The sequence below is a fragment of the Streptomyces sp. NPDC093085 genome, from assembly GCF_040683935.1.
GTDB lineage: Bacteria > Actinomycetota > Actinomycetes > Streptomycetales > Streptomycetaceae > Streptomyces.
On the sequence record NZ_JBFBFB010000012.1, the window covers coordinates 123,478 to 140,219 of the forward strand.

Consider the following 16,742-nt stretch of genomic DNA (forward strand, 5'->3'; position numbering starts at 1 on the left):
GAGTGCCTTGTCCTGCGATGTCGGTAGATGTGGTGCCGGGATGTCAACGATCCGCCGGACGGGAGGCAGAGCACCCGTTCGGCGGATCGTGAGGTTCCGTCACCGACGGGGCTGTGCGTCCAGTACCTGCTGGAGTGCTTCGAACTCCTCGACACACTTGCCGGAACCGAGCGCGACGGAGTCGAGCGGATCCTCGGCGATATGGATCGGCATCCCGGTCTCGCGGCGCAGCCGCTCGTCCAGGCCGCGGAGGAGGGCGCCGCCGCCGGTGAGCACGATCCCGCGGTCCATCACATCGCCGGAGAGCTCGGGCGGGCACTTGTCGAGCGTCGTCTTGACGGCGTCGACGATCGCGTTGACCGGCTCCTCGATGGCCTTGCGCACCTCGGCGGCGGAGATGACGACGGTCTTCGGCAGCCCGGAGACCAGGTCTCGCCCGCGGATCTCGGTGTGCTCGTCCTTGTCGAGGTCGTACGCGGAACCAATGGTGATCTTGATGCTCTCCGCGGTCCGCTCACCGAGGAGGAGCGAGTACTCCTTCTTGATGTGCTGGATGATCGCGTTGTCCAGCTCGTCGCCCGCGACGCGGATGGACTGGGCCGTGACGATGCCGCCGAGCGAGATCACGGCGACCTCGGTGGTGCCGCCGCCGATGTCGACCACCATGTTGCCGGTGGCCTCGTGGACGGGGAGCCCCGAGCCGATGGCCGCGGCCATCGGCTCCTCGATGATGTGCACCTGGCGCGCGCCGGCCTGCGTGGAGGCCTCGATGACGGCACGGCGCTCGACCCCGGTGATACCGGAGGGCACACAGACGACGACGCGTGGGCGGGCCAGGTAACGGCGCTTGTGGATCTTGAGGATGAAGTAGCGGAGCATCCGTTCGGTGATCTCGAAGTCGGCGATCACGCCGTCCTTCAGTGGCCGGACGGCAACGATGTTGCCCGGTGTCCGGCCGATCATCTTCTTGGCTTCCGAGCCGACCGCCAGGATGCCGCCCGTGTTGGTGTTGATGGCGACCACGGACGGCTCGTTGAGTACGATCCCGCGGCCCCTGACGTACACCAGCGTGTTGGCGGTCCCGAGGTCGACAGCCATGTCACGGCCGATGAACGACATATGGTTCCCCATGAGGATGCGTCTGGCCTTCCCAAGCGTTGACGGCTCTACAGGACGGCGAGGTGGGTGCTGTGGCGTGGAGGCTTCCATCGTAGTGCCGTCGGCGCGACGGCGGTGCGGTGGCCCACCTCAGTAACGGTGACGAAGTGTCGGACCGATGCGTTCCCGGAAGTGGCCTGGATACACCCAAAGGCGACCGAATTCCTTCGGTCGCCCCAGGTGGTCAGCTCCGTTTGGCTGACACTGGGTCAGGAAAGTCCCGGGAAAAAGATCTTCAGTTCCCGAATGGCGGACTCCTCGGAGTCCGAGGCGTGGATCAGGTTCTCCCGGACAATGGTCCCGAAGTCCCCCCGGATGGAGCCGGGTGCCGCGGCGATCGGGTCGGTCGGACCGGAGAGCGCGCGCACCCCCTCGATGACCCGCTCGCCCTCGACCACCAGGGCGACGACGGGCCCGGAGGCCATGAACTCCATCAGCGGCTCGTAGAAGGGCTTGCCCTTGTGCTCGCCGTAGTGCTGCTCCAGCGTCTCCTGGTCGAGGGTGCGCAGTTCCAGCGCGATCAAGGACCAGTTCGCCTTGCGCTCGATCCGGCCGATGATCTCGCCGACGAGGTGGCGGCGTACGGCGTCGGGCTTGAGCAGGACGAGCGTGCGCTGGCTCACGGTTCGGGCTCCTTCGTGGTGCGACGGCTGTGGTGCGGAGGGCCGGAGGACCGGGGTGCCCGGCTCCGGGTCCTCAGAGGCTACAGGGCACTCCACCCTCCCGATTACGCAGCGTCAGCCTCTGGCGCCCCCTGGGCGGCGGCCTGGGCCGCCCACCGGGCCTTCGCCGCGTCGATCACCCGCCCGTAGTGCACCGACGCCCACCACAGCGCCCCGAAGAGGATCCCGAGCAGGAACATCGCGGGGACCACGAAACCGCTCGCGACCAGGCAGATCTGGAACGCCCAGCCGAGCTGGACCCCGCCGGGGCGGGTGATCATCCCGCAGAGCAGCAGCGCGACCACCATGGCGATGCCACAGACCGTCCAGACCGTGGCCACCGACAGGTCGTCCGACTTCATGGCGACCAGACCGGCGAAACCGATCACGAAGAATTCACCGATGAGCGTCGACGCGCAGAGTGTTCGCAAGGAATTCAGCCCCTCTTCAGCAGCAGCCGGGCCTCGCCGACCGTGATCACGGACCCGGTCACCAGGACGCCCCCGCCGGAGAACTCGGACTCCTCCTCGGCGAGCGTGATCGCGGCCTCCAGCGCGTCGTCGAGCCGGGGCTCGACGACCACCCGGTCGTCGCCGAAGACCTCGACGGCGACGGCGGCCAGCTCGTCCACGTCCATCGAACGGTGGCTGGAGTTACGGGTGACGACCAGCTCCGTGCAGATCGGCTCCAGCGCCTCCAGGACCCCGCGCACGTCCTTGTCGCCGCTCGCGCCGACCACCCCGATGAGGCGGCTGAACCCGAACGACTCGGTGACCGCGTCCGCGAGGGCCCGCGCGCCCGCCGGATTGTGCGCCGCGTCCAGCACCACCGTCGGCGACTTGCGGACGACTTCGAGCCGGCCCGGGGAGGTCACCGAGGCGAACGCGGTACGGACCGTCTCCAGGTCGAGCCGGCGCGCGTGCTGGGCGCCGATCCCGAAGAACGCCTCCACGGCGGCGAGCGCCACCGCCGCGTTGTGCGCCTGGTGCGCGCCGTGCAGCGGGAGGAAGACCTGCTCGTACTCGCCGCCGAGGCCGCGCAGCGTCAGGAGCTGCCCGCCGACCGCGATCTCCCGGGCGGTCACCCCGAACTCCATGCCGGCGCGGGCCACCGTGGCGTCCGCGTCGACGGCCTTCTTCAGCAGCACCTGGGCGGCGTCCACCGGCTGCTGCGCCAGGACGACCGTCGCGCCCTCCTTGATGATCCCGGCCTTCTCGGTGGCGATCTCGCCGGGCGTGCTGCCGAGCCGGTCCGTGTGGTCGAGGTCGATCGGGGTGATGACGGCGACCGAGGCGTCGATGACGTTGGTCGCGTCCCAGGTGCCGCCCATGCCGACCTCGACGACGCCGACATCGACCGGGGCGTCCGCGAAGGCCGCGTACGCCATGGCCGTGAGCACCTCGAAGAACGAGAGCCGGTACTCCTGCCGGGCGTCGACCAGCTCGACGTACGGCTTGATGTCCTCGTACGTCTCGATGAACCGCTCGGCGGAGATCGGCGCCCCGTCCAGGCTGATCCGCTCGGTGACCGACTGGACGTGCGGGCTGGTGTAGCGGCCGGTGCGCAGTTCGAACGCGCCCAGCAGCGCCTCGATCATGCGGGCCGTGGAGGTCTTGCCGTTGGTGCCGGTGAGATGGATGGTCGGGTACGCGCGCTGGGGGTCGCCCAGCACGTCCATCAGCGCCTCGATCCTGGTGCGCGAAGGATCGAGCTTGGTCTCGCCCCAGCGGCCCGCCAGCTCCTGCTCGACGGCGCGCAGGGCCTTGTCCACCTCGGGGTCGGCGGGCCGGGCCGGCACGCCGTCGTCCTGCGGCGGCCCGGTGTGGGCGCGCAGCGTACGGCTGCCGGCCTCGATCACCGCGAGGTCGGGGTCTCGGTCGGTCGCGGCGGCGGTGATCTCGTCGAAAGCGTCGTCTGACGGATCGACATCGCCGTGGTCGCCGGGGTGCTCGGAAGGACGGTGCTCGCTCACGCCCCCCAGTCTACGGAGCCCCACCGACACCGCCCCCGGCACGCCCCCGGGCCCGTCGTACGGACCGGTCGACCGGTGGGCCGGAGGGCCCGTACGCGCGCCTCTCGTGCGCCCGTACGGGTCCACCGCGTACCGCCCGCCTCAGCCCGCCGGGAGCGCCGCCACCTGGGCGGTCAGGCGCTCGATGTCGGCCTCCGCCTTGGTGAGGCGGGCGCGGATCTTGTCGACCACGTGGTCCGGCGCCTTGGCGAGGAACGCCTCGTTGCCGAGCTTCGCGAGCGCCTGGGCCTTCTCCTTCTCGGCCGCCCCGAGGTCCTTCGTCAGGCGCTTGCGCTCCGCCTCGACATCGATGGTGCCGGAGAGGTCCAGCGCGACCGTGGCGCCCGCCACCGGCAGGGTCGCCGTGGCCTGGAAGCCGTCCTCCTCGGGCTGGAGCCGGAGGAGCTGGCGGATGGCGGCCTCGTGCGCGGCGAGCGGGGTGCCGGAGAGGCCGAGCCGGGCCGGGACCTTCTGGCCCGGCTGGAGGCCCTGGTCGGCGCGGAACCTGCGGACCTCGGTGATCACCTGCTGCAGGTGGCCGATCTCCCGCTCGGCCGCCGTGTCGCGGAACCCGCTGTCGGCGGGCCAGTCGGCGACGACGACGGACTCCTTGCCGGTGAGCGTGGTCCAGAGCGTCTCGGTGACGAACGGGATGACCGGGTGGAGCAGGCGCAGCGTGGTGTCGAGGACCTCGCCGAGGACCCGCCCGGAGACCCTGGCCGCCTCGCCGCCTTCGAAGAACGCGGTCTTCGACAGTTCGACGTACCAGTCGAAGACCTCGTCCCACGCGAAGTGGAAGAGGGTGTCGGAGAGCTTCGCGAACTGGTAGTCCTCGTAGTACGCGTCGACCTCGGAGACCACCGCGTTCATCCGGGAGAGGATCCACCGGTCGGTGGCGGACATCTCCGCCGCGTCCGGGAGCGGGCCCTCGACCGTCGCGCCGTTCATCAGCGCGAAGCGGGTCGCGTTCCAGAGCTTGTTGGCGAAGTTGCGGGAGCCCTGGACCCAGTCCTCGCCGATCGGGACGTCGACGCCCGGGTTGGCGCCGCGCGCGAGGGTGAAGCGGACCGCGTCCGTTCCGTACGCGTCCATCCAGTCGAGCGGATTGACGACGTTCCCGAAGGTCTTCGACATCTTCTTGCCGTGCTCGTCGCGGACCATGCCGTGCAGCACGATGGTGCTGAACGGCGGGGTGCCGTCCATCGCGTACAGACCGAACATCATCATCCGGGCGACCCAGAAGAAGAGAATGTCGTAGCCGGTGATCAGGACGGAGTTCGGATAGAACTTCTCCAGGCTCTGGGTCTGTTCGGGCCACCCCAGGGTGGAGAACGGCCAGAGTCCGGACGAGAACCAGGTGTCGAGGACATCGGTGTCCTGTGTCCAGCCTTCGCCGGTCGGCGCCTCGTCGCCGGGGCCGACACAGACCTCCTCGCCGTTGGGGCCGTACCAGACGGGGATGCGGTGGCCCCACCAGAGCTGGCGGGAGATGCACCAGTCGCGGAGGTTGTCGACCCAGGCGAAGTAGCGCGGCTCCATCTCCTTGGGGTGGATCGCGACCCGGCCGTCACGGACCGCGTCACCGGCGGCGCGGGCCAGCGGGTCGACCTTGACCCACCACTGCATGGAGAGCCGGGGCTCGATGGTGGTCTTGCACCGCGAGCAGTGGCCGACGGAGTGGGTGTACGGGCGCTTCTCGGCGACGATCCGGCCCTCGGCCCGGAGCGCGGCGACGATGGCGCTGCGCGCCTCCATACGGTCCAGGCCCTGGAAGGGGCCGGGGACGGTGATGACGGCGCGCTCGTCCATGACCGTGATGTTCGGCAGGTCGTGGCGGCGGCCGATCTCGAAGTCGTTCGGGTCGTGCGCCGGGGTCACCTTGACGGCGCCGGTGCCGAACTCCGGGTCGACATGGGCGTCCGCGACGACCGGGATCGTACGGTCGGTGAGCGGCAGCCTGATCTCGCGGCCGACGAGGTGGGCGTAGCGCTCGTCGTCCGGGTGGACGGCGACGGCGGTGTCGCCGAGCATGGTCTCGGCGCGGGTGGTGGCGACGACGACGGAGTCCTCGCCGTCCCCGTACTTGAGGGAGACCAGTTCGCCTTCGTCGTCCTGGTACTCGACCTCGATGTCGGAGATCGCGGTCAGACAGCGCGGACACCAGTTGATGATGCGCTCGGCGCGGTAGATCAGCTCGTCGTCGTAGAGCTTCTTGAAGATGGTCTGGACGGCCTGGGAGAGTCCCTCGTCCATGGTGAAGCGTTCGCGCGACCAGTCGACGCCGTCGCCGAGGCGGCGCATCTGGCCGGAGATCTGCCCGCCGGACTCGGCCTTCCACTGCCAGACGCGCTCGACGAAGGCCTCGCGCCCCAGGTCGTGGCGGGACTTGCCGTCCTTGGCGAGCTCGCGCTCGACGACGTTCTGGGTGGCGATGCCCGCGTGGTCCATGCCGGGCTGCCAGAGCGTCTCGTACCCCTGCATGCGCTTGCGGCGCGTGACGGCGTCGATGAGGGTGTGCTCGAAGGCGTGGCCCAGGTGGAGACTGCCGGTGACGTTCGGCGGCGGGATGACGACGGTGAACGGGGGCTTGTCGCTCTTGGCGTCGGCCTCGAAGTAACCGCGGTCCACCCAGCGCTCGTACAGCTTCCCCTCTACCTCGGCCGGGACGTACTGGGTCGGCAGTTCGGGGTTGCTGGCTGGCTGCTGCTGAGGATTCTCGGTCACGGGGGTCAGTTTAGAGGTGTCACAGCCGTGTACTGAAACGGCATTTTGCGTAACGGTGACACCCCCTGGTCCCCGTCCGTTTGGCTCTTCCGTCAGGATGTTCGGAGAACATAAGAAACGAGGGGACAGAGCATGAGCTACAACCAGCCGGGTCCGTACGGACAGCAGCCGCAGCAGCCCGGGCCGTACGGCCAGCCGGGCCCGTACGGCCAGCAGCCTCCGCAGGGAGCGCCCGGTTACGGTTACCCCCCTCAGGCCCCGCAGGGCGTCCCCCCGCAGCAGCCCCCGTACGGCTACCCCCAGCAGGGCCAGCCCGGCCCGTACGGACAGCAGCCCCCGCCGCCGCCGGGCCCGTACGGCCAGCAGCCGCAGTACGGCGGCGGCTACCCGCCTCCGCAGGGCGGCGCCCCGAAGAAGAAGACCGGTCTGATCGTCGGCGCGTGCGTGGCGGCGCTCGTGGTGATCGCGGGCGGCGCGTACTTCCTGAACGGCGGCGGAGGTTCCTCGGTCGCGGACGACGGCAAGAAGTACGAGCTGACGACGCCGGAGAAGGTGCTGAACGGAGAGTTCACCAAGGGCTCGGACTCGGGCTCCACCTTCTCCGAGAGCGACGCCAAGGAAGCCGAGGGATGGGGCATCTCGGACCCGAAGAACGTCAGCGCCTCCTACAAGGCGGGCACGGGTGCCGCCGTCAAGCAGCTCAACTTCAGCGGCCTCTACGGCACCATCGACGACCCGGCCGCCGTGGTGGACAAGATGTTCGAGAAGTCCAAGGAGAAGTCGTCGAGCGGCAGCGGCAATGTCGAACTCGTCGGCGAGGCGAAGGAGTTCACGCCCGACGGGTTCGAGAACGGCATCATGAAGTGCCAGGAGATGAAGGTGGGCCTCGGCACGGGGTCCGCCACGGCGGGCACCCCCTCCAGCGCCACGGTGCCGCTCTGCGTCTGGAGCGACCACAGCACGCTCGTCTACGTCGTCTACACCGACGCGGCCAGCGTCCTGACCGGCACCAGCATGTCCTTGGAGGACGCCGCGGCCCAGGCGGCGAAGCTCCGCAACGACGTCCGCACGGAGATCAAGTAACGGCCCCGGGAGGGCCCGCGCGAAGGACATGGGGGTGCCCGGCCGGAGAACCGGCCGGGCACCCCCATGTCCGCGACCGAGCGACTACGCTGAGTGCCGGACTGGCCGACCGCGCGGAGGAGACGCATCATGACCGTGATGCTTGAGCACCGGACCATAGACAGCGGCGACCCCCGACGCTTCGAGGAGCTGTGCACGGCCCTCGACGAGCTCAACGTGCCCGACGGCTTCAAGGCCGAGATCATCAGGGGGAACATCGTCGTGTCGCCGTGGTCGAAGGCGTACTACCTCGACGTCATGGATCTGATCTGCGATCAGCTCAGGCCCCATCTCCCCGACGGACACCGGATCAGTTCGGCCCCCGCGCTCTATGTGTTCCCCGGGGTCGAGCGCGGGTACGGGCCCGACATCCATGTCGCCGACCGGCGGACGCGCCGTACGGAGAGCCGTCGGCTGGACGGCGAGGGCCTCTCCCTCGTAGCCGAGCTGACCTCGCCCTCCACCCGGGATGTGGATCTGGTGGACAAGGTGGAGAGCTACGGCAGGGCCGGCGTTCCCGTGTACCTGCTGCTCGACATGGAGGAGGACAGCGCCACGGTCTACTGGTCACCGACGTCCCGGGGATACGCGTCCCACCTGACCGTGCCGTTCGGCAAGGAACTCAGGCTCCCCGCCCCCTTCGGCTGCGTCCTCGACACCACCGGCTTCGACGCGCCGTTCGAGGACGACGAGGAGTGACCCGACGAGGAGGGGCCCGGTCGGTGTGACCAGGCCCCTCCTCGTGACGTTCGTGACGGTGGTGCCGGTCCGCTACGCGGACTTCTCGTGGCGGCCGTCGTGTTTGATGATCCTCGGCTCGCGGGGGACCAGGGTCGGGTTGACGTGGGAGTGGACGACCTCTTCGGTGATGACGACGCGGGCCACGTCCTTGCGGGACGGGACCTCGTACATCACCGACTGGAGGACCTCCTCCAGGATCGCGCGGAGGCCGCGGGCGCCGGTGCCGCGGAGGATGGCCTGGTCGGCGATGGCCTCCAGGGCGGGGCGGTCGAAGTCGAGTTCCACGCCGTCGAGTTCGAAGAGCCGCTGGTACTGCTTGACGAGGGCGTTGCGGGGCTCCACCAGGATCTGGAGGAGCGCGGCGCGGTCGAGGTTGTGGACCGAGGTGAGGACCGGGAGGCGGCCGATGAACTCCGGGATCATCCCGAACTTCACCAGGTCCTCCGGCATGACCTCCTGGAACTGGTCGGTCTCCTCGATCTCGCGCTTGGAGCGGATCGTGGCGCCGAAGCCGATCCCCTTCGCGCCCGCCCGCGACTCGATGATCTTCTCCAGGCCTGCGAAGGCGCCGCCCACGATGAAGAGCACGTTCGTCGTGTCGATCTGGATGAACTCCTGGTGCGGGTGTTTCCGGCCGCCCTGGGGCGGTACGGAGGCCGTGGTGCCCTCCAGGATCTTCAGCAGGGCCTGCTGGACGCCCTCGCCGGAGACGTCACGGGTGATCGACGGGTTCTCGCTCTTCCGGGCGACCTTGTCGATCTCGTCGATGTAGATGATCCCGGTCTCGGCCTTCTTGACGTCGTAGTCCGCCGCCTGGATCAGCTTGAGCAGGATGTTCTCGACGTCCTCGCCGACATAGCCGGCCTCCGTGAGCGCCGTCGCGTCGGCGATGGCGAACGGGACGTTGAGCATGCGCGCGAGCGTCTGCGCGAGGAGGGTCTTGCCGGAGCCGGTGGGGCCCAGCAGCAGAATGTTGGACTTGGCCAGTTCGATCGCGTCGTCACGGCCGGACGCGCCGCCGTTCTCGCCGGCCTGCACTCGCTTGTAGTGGTTGTAGACCGCCACCGAGAGGGCCTTCTTCGCGGGCTCCTGCCCGACGACGTACCCCTCGAGGAATTCGTAGATCTCGCGCGGCTTGGGCAGTTCCTCCCAGCGGACCTCGGAGGTCTCCGCGAGCTCTTCCTCGATGATCTCGTTGCAGAGGTCGATGCACTCGTCGCAGATGTACACACCGGGTCCTGCGATGAGCTTCTTCACCTGCTTCTGGCTCTTCCCGCAGAACGAGCACTTGAGCAGGTCGCCGCCATCACCGATGCGTGCCACGAGGTGCTTCCCCTTCGCCTGGGAGCAGCTTGGTTCAGCGGCTCCTGTGCCTCATATCCGACGGTACCTTGCCCGGGCCCCGGTTCGGGCCCCCCTTGGCGCGGTTCACATGGTCGCTGGTGTCGGGCCGCGGCCGGTAAGGGCCGCGCCAAGGGTGCCGGGTGTGTGTCAGGCGGCCGCTGCGGCCGTGGTCTTGCGGGTCGACACGATCTGGTCGACGAGGCCGTAAGCGAGCGCGTCCTCGGCGGTCAGGATCTTGTCGCGCTCGATGTCGTCGCGGACCTTCTCGATCGGCGTGGTCGAGTGCTTGGCCAGCATCTCTTCTAGCTGGGCGCGCATCCGCAGGATCTCGTTGGCCGCGATCTCCAGGTCGGAGAGCTGCTCGCGGCCGGTCTGGCTGGACGGCTGGTGGATCAGCACCCGGGCGTTGGGCAGGGCGAGCCGCTTGCCCGGGGAGCCCGCGGCGAGCAGCACGGCGGCGGCCGAGGCGGCCTGGCCCATGCAGACCGTCTGGATGTCCGGCTTCACGAACTGCATCGTGTCGTAGATGGCGGTCAGCGCCGTCATCGAGCCGCCGGGGCTGTTGATGTAGATCGAGATGTCGCGGTCCGGGTCCATCGACTCCAGGCAGAGGAGCTGGGCCATGACGTCGTTGGCGGAGGCGTCGTCGATCTGCACGCCGAGGAAGATGACGCGCTCCTCGAAGAGCTTCGCGTACGGGTCGTACTCGCGCACGCCCTGCGAGGTGCGCTCCACGAAGCGCGGGACGACGTAACGGTTGTCCACCTGCGGGCCGGTGTAGAGGCCGTTCGCGGGGGTGTTGTTCATGTGGGTGTTCACCATCCTGTGGCGTTCGGTGGTCCTGGCCGGGTCCGGGAGGGGCATCGGGGCGGGTGCGGTCCTCAGGCCCCGGTGCCGCCGCCGCCCGGAACGCCCGAGGCCGCGGTGATGATCTCGTCGATCAGGCCGTAGTCCTTGGCCTCCTGGACGGTGAACCAGCGGTCGCGGTCGCCGTCGCGGATGATCGTCTCTTCGGTCTGGCCGGAGTGGAACGCGGTGATCTCGGCCATGCGCTTCTTGGTACGGAGCAGGTACTCCGCCTGGATCTTGATGTCCGAGGCGGTGCCGCCGATGCCCGCGGAGCCCTGGTGCATCAGGATGTCGGTGTTGGGGAGCGCGAAGCGCTTGCCCGCGGTGCCGCCGGTGAGCAGGAACTGGCCCATCGAGGCCGCCATGCCCATACCGATGGTCACGACGTCGTTGGGGATGTACTGCATGGTGTCGTAGACGGCCATGCCGGCCGTCACGGAGCCACCGGGGCTGTTGATGTAGAGGTAGATGTCCTTGTCCGGTTCGGCGGCAAGGAGCAGCATCTGGGCCGTGATCTTGTTGGCGATGTCGTCGTCGACCTGCTGGCCGAGGAAGATGATGCGCTCTCCGAGCAGCCGGCTGTAGACCTGGTCGCCGAGGCCACCACCGAGGGACGGCTCACCGGCGGCGTAAGGCATCAGATTCGTCACGTATACACCTGCTCGTCTCTGACGGCTGCGGCCGTCTCAGCGTCTTCGTACCGGGGACGGGAGACTCCCCTGCCCTCGTATTCATGGACCCTAACGCGCTGGTCGGCGCGGGCCATCCCGCTTCCGTGGCTGTTCGCTGGGAGCGCAAGGCAGTTGAGGTCACGCGCGCCCGCCGACGGGCCCGGCACGGGGCTGGGCAGCCTGCTGGGCCCCTCTGACGCCCCTCCGGTGTCCAGGGGGGCGGAGCCGGTGTGCGCGGCCCGTACCGGCGGACAGGGCGGGCCCCGGGCGCGTGGTGCGTCCGGGGCCCGTTCCGTCGGTGCGGTCGGTCAGCGGGTGACCGCTCAGGCGCCGGTCTTCTCGTCCTTGTCGGCCTTCTCGGCCTTCTCGTCGGACGCGGCCTCGGCCTGGTCGGCGGCGGGGGCCTCGGACGCCTCGGCGGCGGCGACAGCCTCGGCCGCCTCCTCCTCGTCCTCCAGGTCGACGGTCTTGCCGTTGGTGTCGGTGACCGTGGCGGCCTCGACCACGACGGCGAGCGCCTTGCCGCGGGCGACCTCGCCGACGAGCATCGGCACCTGGCCGCCTTCGACGACCGCCTGGGCGAACTGGTCGGGGGACATGCCGGAGGACTGCGCGCGCCGCATGAGGTGCTCGGTGAGCTCCTCCTGGTTGACGTTCAGCTTCTCCTTGTTGACCAGCTCGTCGAGGACGAACTGGGTCTTGATGCCCTTGACCGCCTGCTCCTTGGTCTCGGCCTCGAACTCCTCCTCGGTCTTGCCCTGGATCTCCAGGTACTTCGCGAGGTCGAGTCCCATCTGGCCGAGCTGGTGGTGCTCCAGGTTGTGCTTGCGGGTGTTGATCTCCTCCGCGAGCAGCTTCTCCGGGATCGGCACCTCGGTGAGCTTCAGCAGCTCTTCGAGGACGCGCTCCTGGGCCTGGGTGGCCTGGTCGTACTGCTTGGTGCTCTCCAGGCGCTTGCGGCTGTCCGCCTTGAGCTCCTCCAGCGTGTCGAACTCGCTGGCCATCTGCGCGAACTCGTCGTCCAGCGCGGGCAGCTCGCGGGCGGCGACCTGGGTGACCTTGACGGAGACCTCGGCGTTCTTGCCCTCGGCGGTGCCGCCCTTCAGCTCGGAGGTGAAGGTGGCCTCGCCGCCGGCCTCCAGGCCGGTGACGGCCTCGTCGATGCCGTCGAGCAGCTCGCCGGAGCCGATGGTGTACTGCACGCCGTTCGCGACACCGTCCGGGAGGACCTCGCCGTCGACCTTGGCCTCCAGGTCGACGGTGACGACATCGCCCTCGGCGGCGGCGCGCTCGACCGGGGTGGTGGTCGCGAAGCGGTCGCGGAGCTGCTCGACCGACTTCTCGATGTCCTCGTCGCTGACCTCGATGGCGTCGACCGTGACCGCGATGCCGGTGTAGTCCGGGATCTCGATGGTCGGGCGGACGTCCACCTCGGCGGTGAAGGAGAGCAGTTCGCCGTCCTTCAGCTCCTTGATGTCGACGTCGGGCTGGCCGAGGACGTTCAGCTCACCCTCGTTGACCGCTTCGGTGTAGAACTTCGGGAGAGCGTCGTTGACGGCCTCCTCCAGCACAGCACCACGCCCGAACCGCTGGTCGATGATCCGGGCCGGGATCTTGCCCTTGCGGAAGCCCTTCACCGTGACCTGCTGGTTGATCTTCTTGTACGCCGCGTCGAGGCTGTCCTTGAGCTCCTCGAAGGGCACCTCGACAGTGAGCCGAACCCGGGTCGGGTTCAGGGTCTCCACGGCGCTCTTCACGGTTCGGTCTCCTTGGTGGCTGATTCTGGGGTTCTGCCCGGCCCCGCCGCACGCGCGGCGCGGACCCGGCGGATTCGGCCCGGCTCTTCAGGGACTCTGAGACACACGGGCACGCAGCCTGCATAGTAACCGCAAGCGGAGAGGGGCCCACAACGCGGCGGTGCGCGGTGACCCTGCGAAGTGATCGTGAACGATGGTCGGGGTGGCCGGATTCGAACCGACGACCTTCCGCTCCCAAAGCGGACGCGCTACCAAGCTGCGCCACACCCCGTCGGTGCGACACGTAGGGTACCCGCTCGCGAAGGCTCCCCGGCCATCCTTGACCGGCGCTTTAACAGGCGCTGACGCGGGTGCGGCGAACGCCCGGGACCCGCTACGATGTTCTCCGTGCCCGGCTCCGAAGGTCCGCGGCACGCTCTGTGCGGGCGTAGCTCAATGGTAGAGCCCTAGTCTTCCAAACTAGCTACGCGGGTTCGATTCCCGTCGCCCGCTCCACTCCCCCGGCCCGGGTGGTGACGTACCCACGTCACCACCCGGGCCGGGGCTTTTCTCCGTACGGGGACCGGGCCGGTCAGAAGCTGATCTGGTTGATGGTGTCGGCTATCGAGTTGAGGAACCGGTTCACCGAGGGCGCGATGTTGGTGGACGCGAGGAAGAAGCCGAAGAGGATCGCGACGATCGCCGGACCCGCCTTGATCGAGCCACCGCGGATGAGCACCACGAGGATGATCGCCAACAGAAGCACCACAGACAGTGAGATGGCCACAACTGATCACACCCTCGTTCGCTCCGCCTGACCCAGCCGCGCGGGGTCACGTACACCGCGTACCCCGCGGATCCCGCTTCGACCATCGTGCCACCAACCCTCTTCCGGGTGGGGGCCGACGCTCCCTCAATTCCGGCCAATTGGCCCCTTAAGTCCGCTTGTTGGTGTTTTACGTGCCCAACTGGCGGGCGTGAGGGAAGGTTTCCGCGCACGTCAGCGCTACAGGAAGAACTCCGTCCACACCTCCGGTTGCCAGGTAACTCGTTTGGTAAACTAATTACTGACGATTTCTTGACATAGCCTTGACCAACGGAGGGACGATCCCATCGGACACGCGCAGACCCTCATAGCCATGGGCGGCGCCTTTCTGGCCGCCGCCGTTCTCGCCCGCCTGGGCGGCCGTATCGGGCTGCCCACCATTCCCCTGTTCACCCTGGCCGGGATACTCCTCGGCCCGCACACGCCCGGCATCGTGCTGGTCAAGGACCCGCACGAGCTGGAGATGCTCTCCGCGCTCGGCCTCGTCCTGCTGCTCTTCTACCTCGGTCTGGAATTCCATCTGGACGACCTCAAGGCGGGCGGCCGGAAGATGGCCCTCGCCGGCGGCGCCTATCTGGCGCTGAACGTCGGGGCCGGGCTCGGCTTCGGCTTCGCGCTGGGGTGGGGCACGTCCGAGGCGCTGGTCCTCGCCGGTGTGCTCGGCATCTCGTCGTCCGCGATCGTCACCAAGGTCCTGGTCGACATGGGCCGGATCGGCAACCCCGAGACCAAGCCCATCCTCGGCATCATCGTGGTCGAGGACATCTTCCTGGCGCTCTACCTCGCCGCGCTCCAGCCGATCCTCTCGGGCGCGGACAACGCCACCGAGGCGGTCCTGGACGGGGCCAAGGCGTTCGGCTTCCTGCTGCTGCTCGCCGTGGCCGCGCGGTACGGGACGAAGGTCGTCGGCCGGCTCATCAACACCAAGGACGACGAGCTGCTCGTCATCTCCTTCCTCGGGGTGGCGGTGCTGGTCGCCGGTGTCTCCGAGTGGTTCGGGGTCGCGGACGCCATCGGCGCCTTCATGATCGGCCTCATGCTGGGCTCCACCACCTCGGGCGACCGGATCCGCGAACTCGTCCACCCGCTGCGGGACGCGTTCGGGGCGATCTTCTTCTTCGCCTTCGGTCTCTCGATCAACCCCGGCGATCTGCCGGTCGTCCTGTGGCCGGTGCTCATCGCCGTCCTGGTGACGCTGGTGATGAACATCGCCGCGGGGGTGACCGCCGCACGGATCTTCGGGTTCGGCGCCGGGCCCGCCGCCAATATCTCCACGACCCTGCTCGCCCGCGGGGAGTTCGCGCTGATCCTCGCGACGATGGCGGCGGGAGCGGGCCTCGACAGCCGGCTCGCGCCCTTCATCGCCGGATATGTGCTGCTCCTGGCTGTCCTCGGCCCGCTGGCCGCGGGCCGCTCGCACTGGCTCGCCCGGATCCTGCCGGGCGGACGCCACGGGAAGGGCGGTGACGGGCCGGGCACAGCAGAGGCCGGTGGCCCAGCCGGGGACGACGGCCTGGACCGTAAGGACGAGAAGGGCACCGAGGCGGCCGTGACGAGCTGATCGGCGATGCCCGTGCTGTTACCGGATATCCACCAGGGCCCGGCCGGGACGGCAGGCCCTGACCCTGACGCCGACACAGGGGACGACAGTCAGGCCGTACCGCAGGTACTCAGAGGCCGGGCGGGCTCGACGGAGCCGGTCCGGCCTCTCGGCAGATCAGCAGCAGGGCGCGGTCGTCGTTGACGTCCTTCGCCACCGCCTCGATCAGATGCCAGGCCGCGCCCTGGAACCCCGGGGCGACATAGCGGTCGGCCTCGCCGGTGAGCCGGTCGATGCCCTCGCCCAGGTCCCGTCCCGGCGCCTCCACCAGGCCGTCCGTGAAGAGCATCAGGACGTCCCCGGGGCGCAGCGAACCCTTGGCGGGGTCGAACTGGGCACCGTCGTACACCCCGAGCAGCGGCCCCTCGCCGGACTTCTCCTCCCACCGCCCGCTGCCCGCGTGGAGCTGGAGGGCGGGGAGATGTCCGGCGGAGAGCAGTTCGTAGTCGCCGGAGTCCAGGTCGAGGACGAGGTGGATGGAGGTCGCGAACCCCTCGTCCCAGTCCTGGCGGAGCAGATAGCCGTTGGCGGCGGGGAGGAAGCCGTGCGGCGGGAGCGAGCCGAGCAGTCCGCCGAAGGCGCCGGAGAGGAGCAGGGCGCGCGATCCGGCGTCCATGCCCTTGCCGGAGACATCGGTGAGGACGACCTCCAGGGTGCGTCCTCCGTTGGTGCGGGCGGCCACCACGAAGTCGCCGGAGAAGGACTGGCCGCCCGCCGGGCGGAGCGCCATCTCGTGGTGCCAGCCGTTCGGCAGCCAGGGCAGCGCGCTCTGTACCCGGATCCGTTCGCGCAGGTCGAAGAGCATGGTGCCGCCGCGCCGCCAGGGCACCCCGACCCGGGCCCGGAACTGCGCGATCAGCAGGCCGAAGAGTCCGCAGGCCGCCACCACCAGGACCGTGCCGGGGGTGACCGTGGCCGGCCCTTCCGGGGACGGGCCCAGAACCGTCGACTCGACGATCAGGGCGGCGGCCGCCGCCGCGTACAGGCTGAGCAGGCTCGCGGGGCGGAGCACCAGGCCGCCCGCGACGATCGGCAGGACGAGTGCGGCGGGCGCGCACCAGTTGGGTATCGCCATGGTGGCGAGGGCGATCGCGGGGATGGTCAGCATGAGCCCGACCAGGGCGATCCAGTCGGAGCCGTCGCCTCTGAAGTAGTCGACTCCGGACTTGCGCACGCCGACGCGGACCCGGTGCAGTTTCCTGCGCATCCGGGCCGAGTATGAATCCGCTCCCGCTACACCGGCCATTGTGGTGGACCCTACCGAGCCGCGCCTGTGCCGCGCAGGGGGACCCCCGGCA

The 16,742-nt window shown here is 69.1% G+C and carries 14 protein-coding genes and 2 tRNA genes; 4 read left to right on the top strand and 12 right to left on the bottom strand.

Features of this window, described 5'->3' with window-relative positions:
• Positions 1–99 precede the first annotated feature (99 nt).
• The 5 genes from AB0O07_RS27570 to AB0O07_RS27590 form a co-directional block, all read right to left on the bottom strand.
• Positions 100–1,119 (bottom strand): rod shape-determining protein, encoded by a 1,020-nt coding sequence (locus tag AB0O07_RS27570; protein ID WP_329827104.1) that lies wholly within the window; start codon positions 1,117–1,119, stop codon positions 100–102.
• Positions 1,120–1,367: 248 nt separating this feature from the next.
• Complete coding sequence (ndk, locus tag AB0O07_RS27575; protein ID WP_365638060.1) at positions 1,368–1,781, bottom strand: nucleoside-diphosphate kinase; 414 nt, start codon at positions 1,779–1,781, stop codon at positions 1,368–1,370.
• A gap of 104 nt (positions 1,782–1,885) precedes the next feature.
• Positions 1,886–2,251: a DUF4233 domain-containing protein gene (locus tag AB0O07_RS27580; RefSeq protein WP_365638064.1), complete on the bottom strand. Its 366-nt coding sequence runs from the start codon at positions 2,249–2,251 to the stop codon at positions 1,886–1,888.
• A gap of 5 nt (positions 2,252–2,256) precedes the next feature.
• The gene (locus tag AB0O07_RS27585) at positions 2,257–3,792 is read right to left on the bottom strand and encodes a Mur ligase family protein (protein ID WP_365638065.1); all 1,536 of its coding nucleotides are present in this window, start codon (positions 3,790–3,792) and stop codon (positions 2,257–2,259) included.
• A 141-nt stretch (positions 3,793–3,933) separates the two neighbouring features.
• Positions 3,934–6,555: a valine--tRNA ligase gene (locus AB0O07_RS27590; RefSeq protein ID WP_365638067.1), complete on the bottom strand. Its 2,622-nt coding sequence runs from the start codon at positions 6,553–6,555 to the stop codon at positions 3,934–3,936.
• Between the two features lie 132 nt (positions 6,556–6,687).
• Between AB0O07_RS27590 and AB0O07_RS27595 the strand changes: the two genes are divergently transcribed.
• Both AB0O07_RS27595 and AB0O07_RS27600 read left to right on the top strand, forming a co-directional pair.
• Positions 6,688–7,638, top strand: a complete 951-nt coding sequence (locus AB0O07_RS27595; RefSeq protein WP_365638069.1) for a hypothetical protein — start codon at positions 6,688–6,690, stop codon at positions 7,636–7,638.
• Positions 7,639–7,767: 129 nt separating this feature from the next.
• On the top strand, positions 7,768–8,376 hold the full coding sequence (locus AB0O07_RS27600) for a Uma2 family endonuclease (protein WP_365638071.1): 609 nt from the start codon (positions 7,768–7,770) through the stop codon (positions 8,374–8,376).
• A gap of 72 nt (positions 8,377–8,448) precedes the next feature.
• On the opposite strand, the gene clpX is transcribed toward AB0O07_RS27600, so the two are convergent.
• The 5 genes from clpX to AB0O07_RS27625 form a co-directional block, all read right to left on the bottom strand.
• Positions 8,449–9,741 (bottom strand): ATP-dependent Clp protease ATP-binding subunit ClpX, encoded by a 1,293-nt coding sequence (clpX, locus tag AB0O07_RS27605; RefSeq protein WP_365638073.1) that lies wholly within the window; start codon positions 9,739–9,741, stop codon positions 8,449–8,451.
• A 168-nt stretch (positions 9,742–9,909) separates the two neighbouring features.
• Entirely contained in the window at positions 9,910–10,584 is a 675-nt protein-coding gene (locus AB0O07_RS27610; protein ID WP_365638256.1) for an ATP-dependent Clp protease proteolytic subunit, read from the bottom strand.
• A gap of 59 nt (positions 10,585–10,643) precedes the next feature.
• The gene (locus AB0O07_RS27615; RefSeq protein ID WP_365638258.1) at positions 10,644–11,249 is read right to left on the bottom strand and encodes an ATP-dependent Clp protease proteolytic subunit; all 606 of its coding nucleotides are present in this window, start codon (positions 11,247–11,249) and stop codon (positions 10,644–10,646) included.
• Positions 11,250–11,605: 356 nt separating this feature from the next.
• Positions 11,606–13,039 carry a trigger factor gene (gene tig / locus AB0O07_RS27620; protein ID WP_365638076.1) on the bottom strand — a complete coding sequence of 478 codons (1,434 nt, stop codon included), beginning with the start codon at positions 13,037–13,039 and terminating at the stop codon, positions 11,606–11,608.
• A gap of 194 nt (positions 13,040–13,233) precedes the next feature.
• A tRNA-Pro gene (locus tag AB0O07_RS27625) sits at positions 13,234–13,310 on the bottom strand.
• 150 nt (positions 13,311–13,460) lie between these two features.
• Between AB0O07_RS27625 and AB0O07_RS27630 the strand changes: the two genes are divergently transcribed.
• Positions 13,461–13,534 (top strand) — tRNA-Gly (locus tag AB0O07_RS27630).
• A gap of 76 nt (positions 13,535–13,610) precedes the next feature.
• Here the strand turns inward: AB0O07_RS27630 and AB0O07_RS27635 are convergent.
• Positions 13,611–13,805 carry a hypothetical protein gene (locus AB0O07_RS27635; protein WP_365638079.1) on the bottom strand — a complete coding sequence of 65 codons (195 nt, stop codon included), beginning with the start codon at positions 13,803–13,805 and terminating at the stop codon, positions 13,611–13,613.
• 352 nt (positions 13,806–14,157) lie between these two features.
• On the opposite strand from AB0O07_RS27635, the gene AB0O07_RS27640 reads away from it, so the two are divergent.
• Complete coding sequence (locus tag AB0O07_RS27640; RefSeq protein WP_365638081.1) at positions 14,158–15,405, top strand: cation:proton antiporter; 1,248 nt, start codon at positions 14,158–14,160, stop codon at positions 15,403–15,405.
• 109 nt (positions 15,406–15,514) lie between these two features.
• Here AB0O07_RS27640 and AB0O07_RS27645 read toward each other — a convergent pair whose 3' ends face one another.
• Positions 15,515–16,690, bottom strand: a complete 1,176-nt coding sequence (locus tag AB0O07_RS27645; protein WP_365638082.1) for a PP2C family protein-serine/threonine phosphatase — start codon at positions 16,688–16,690, stop codon at positions 15,515–15,517.
• Between the last annotated feature and the right edge of the window lie 52 nt (positions 16,691–16,742).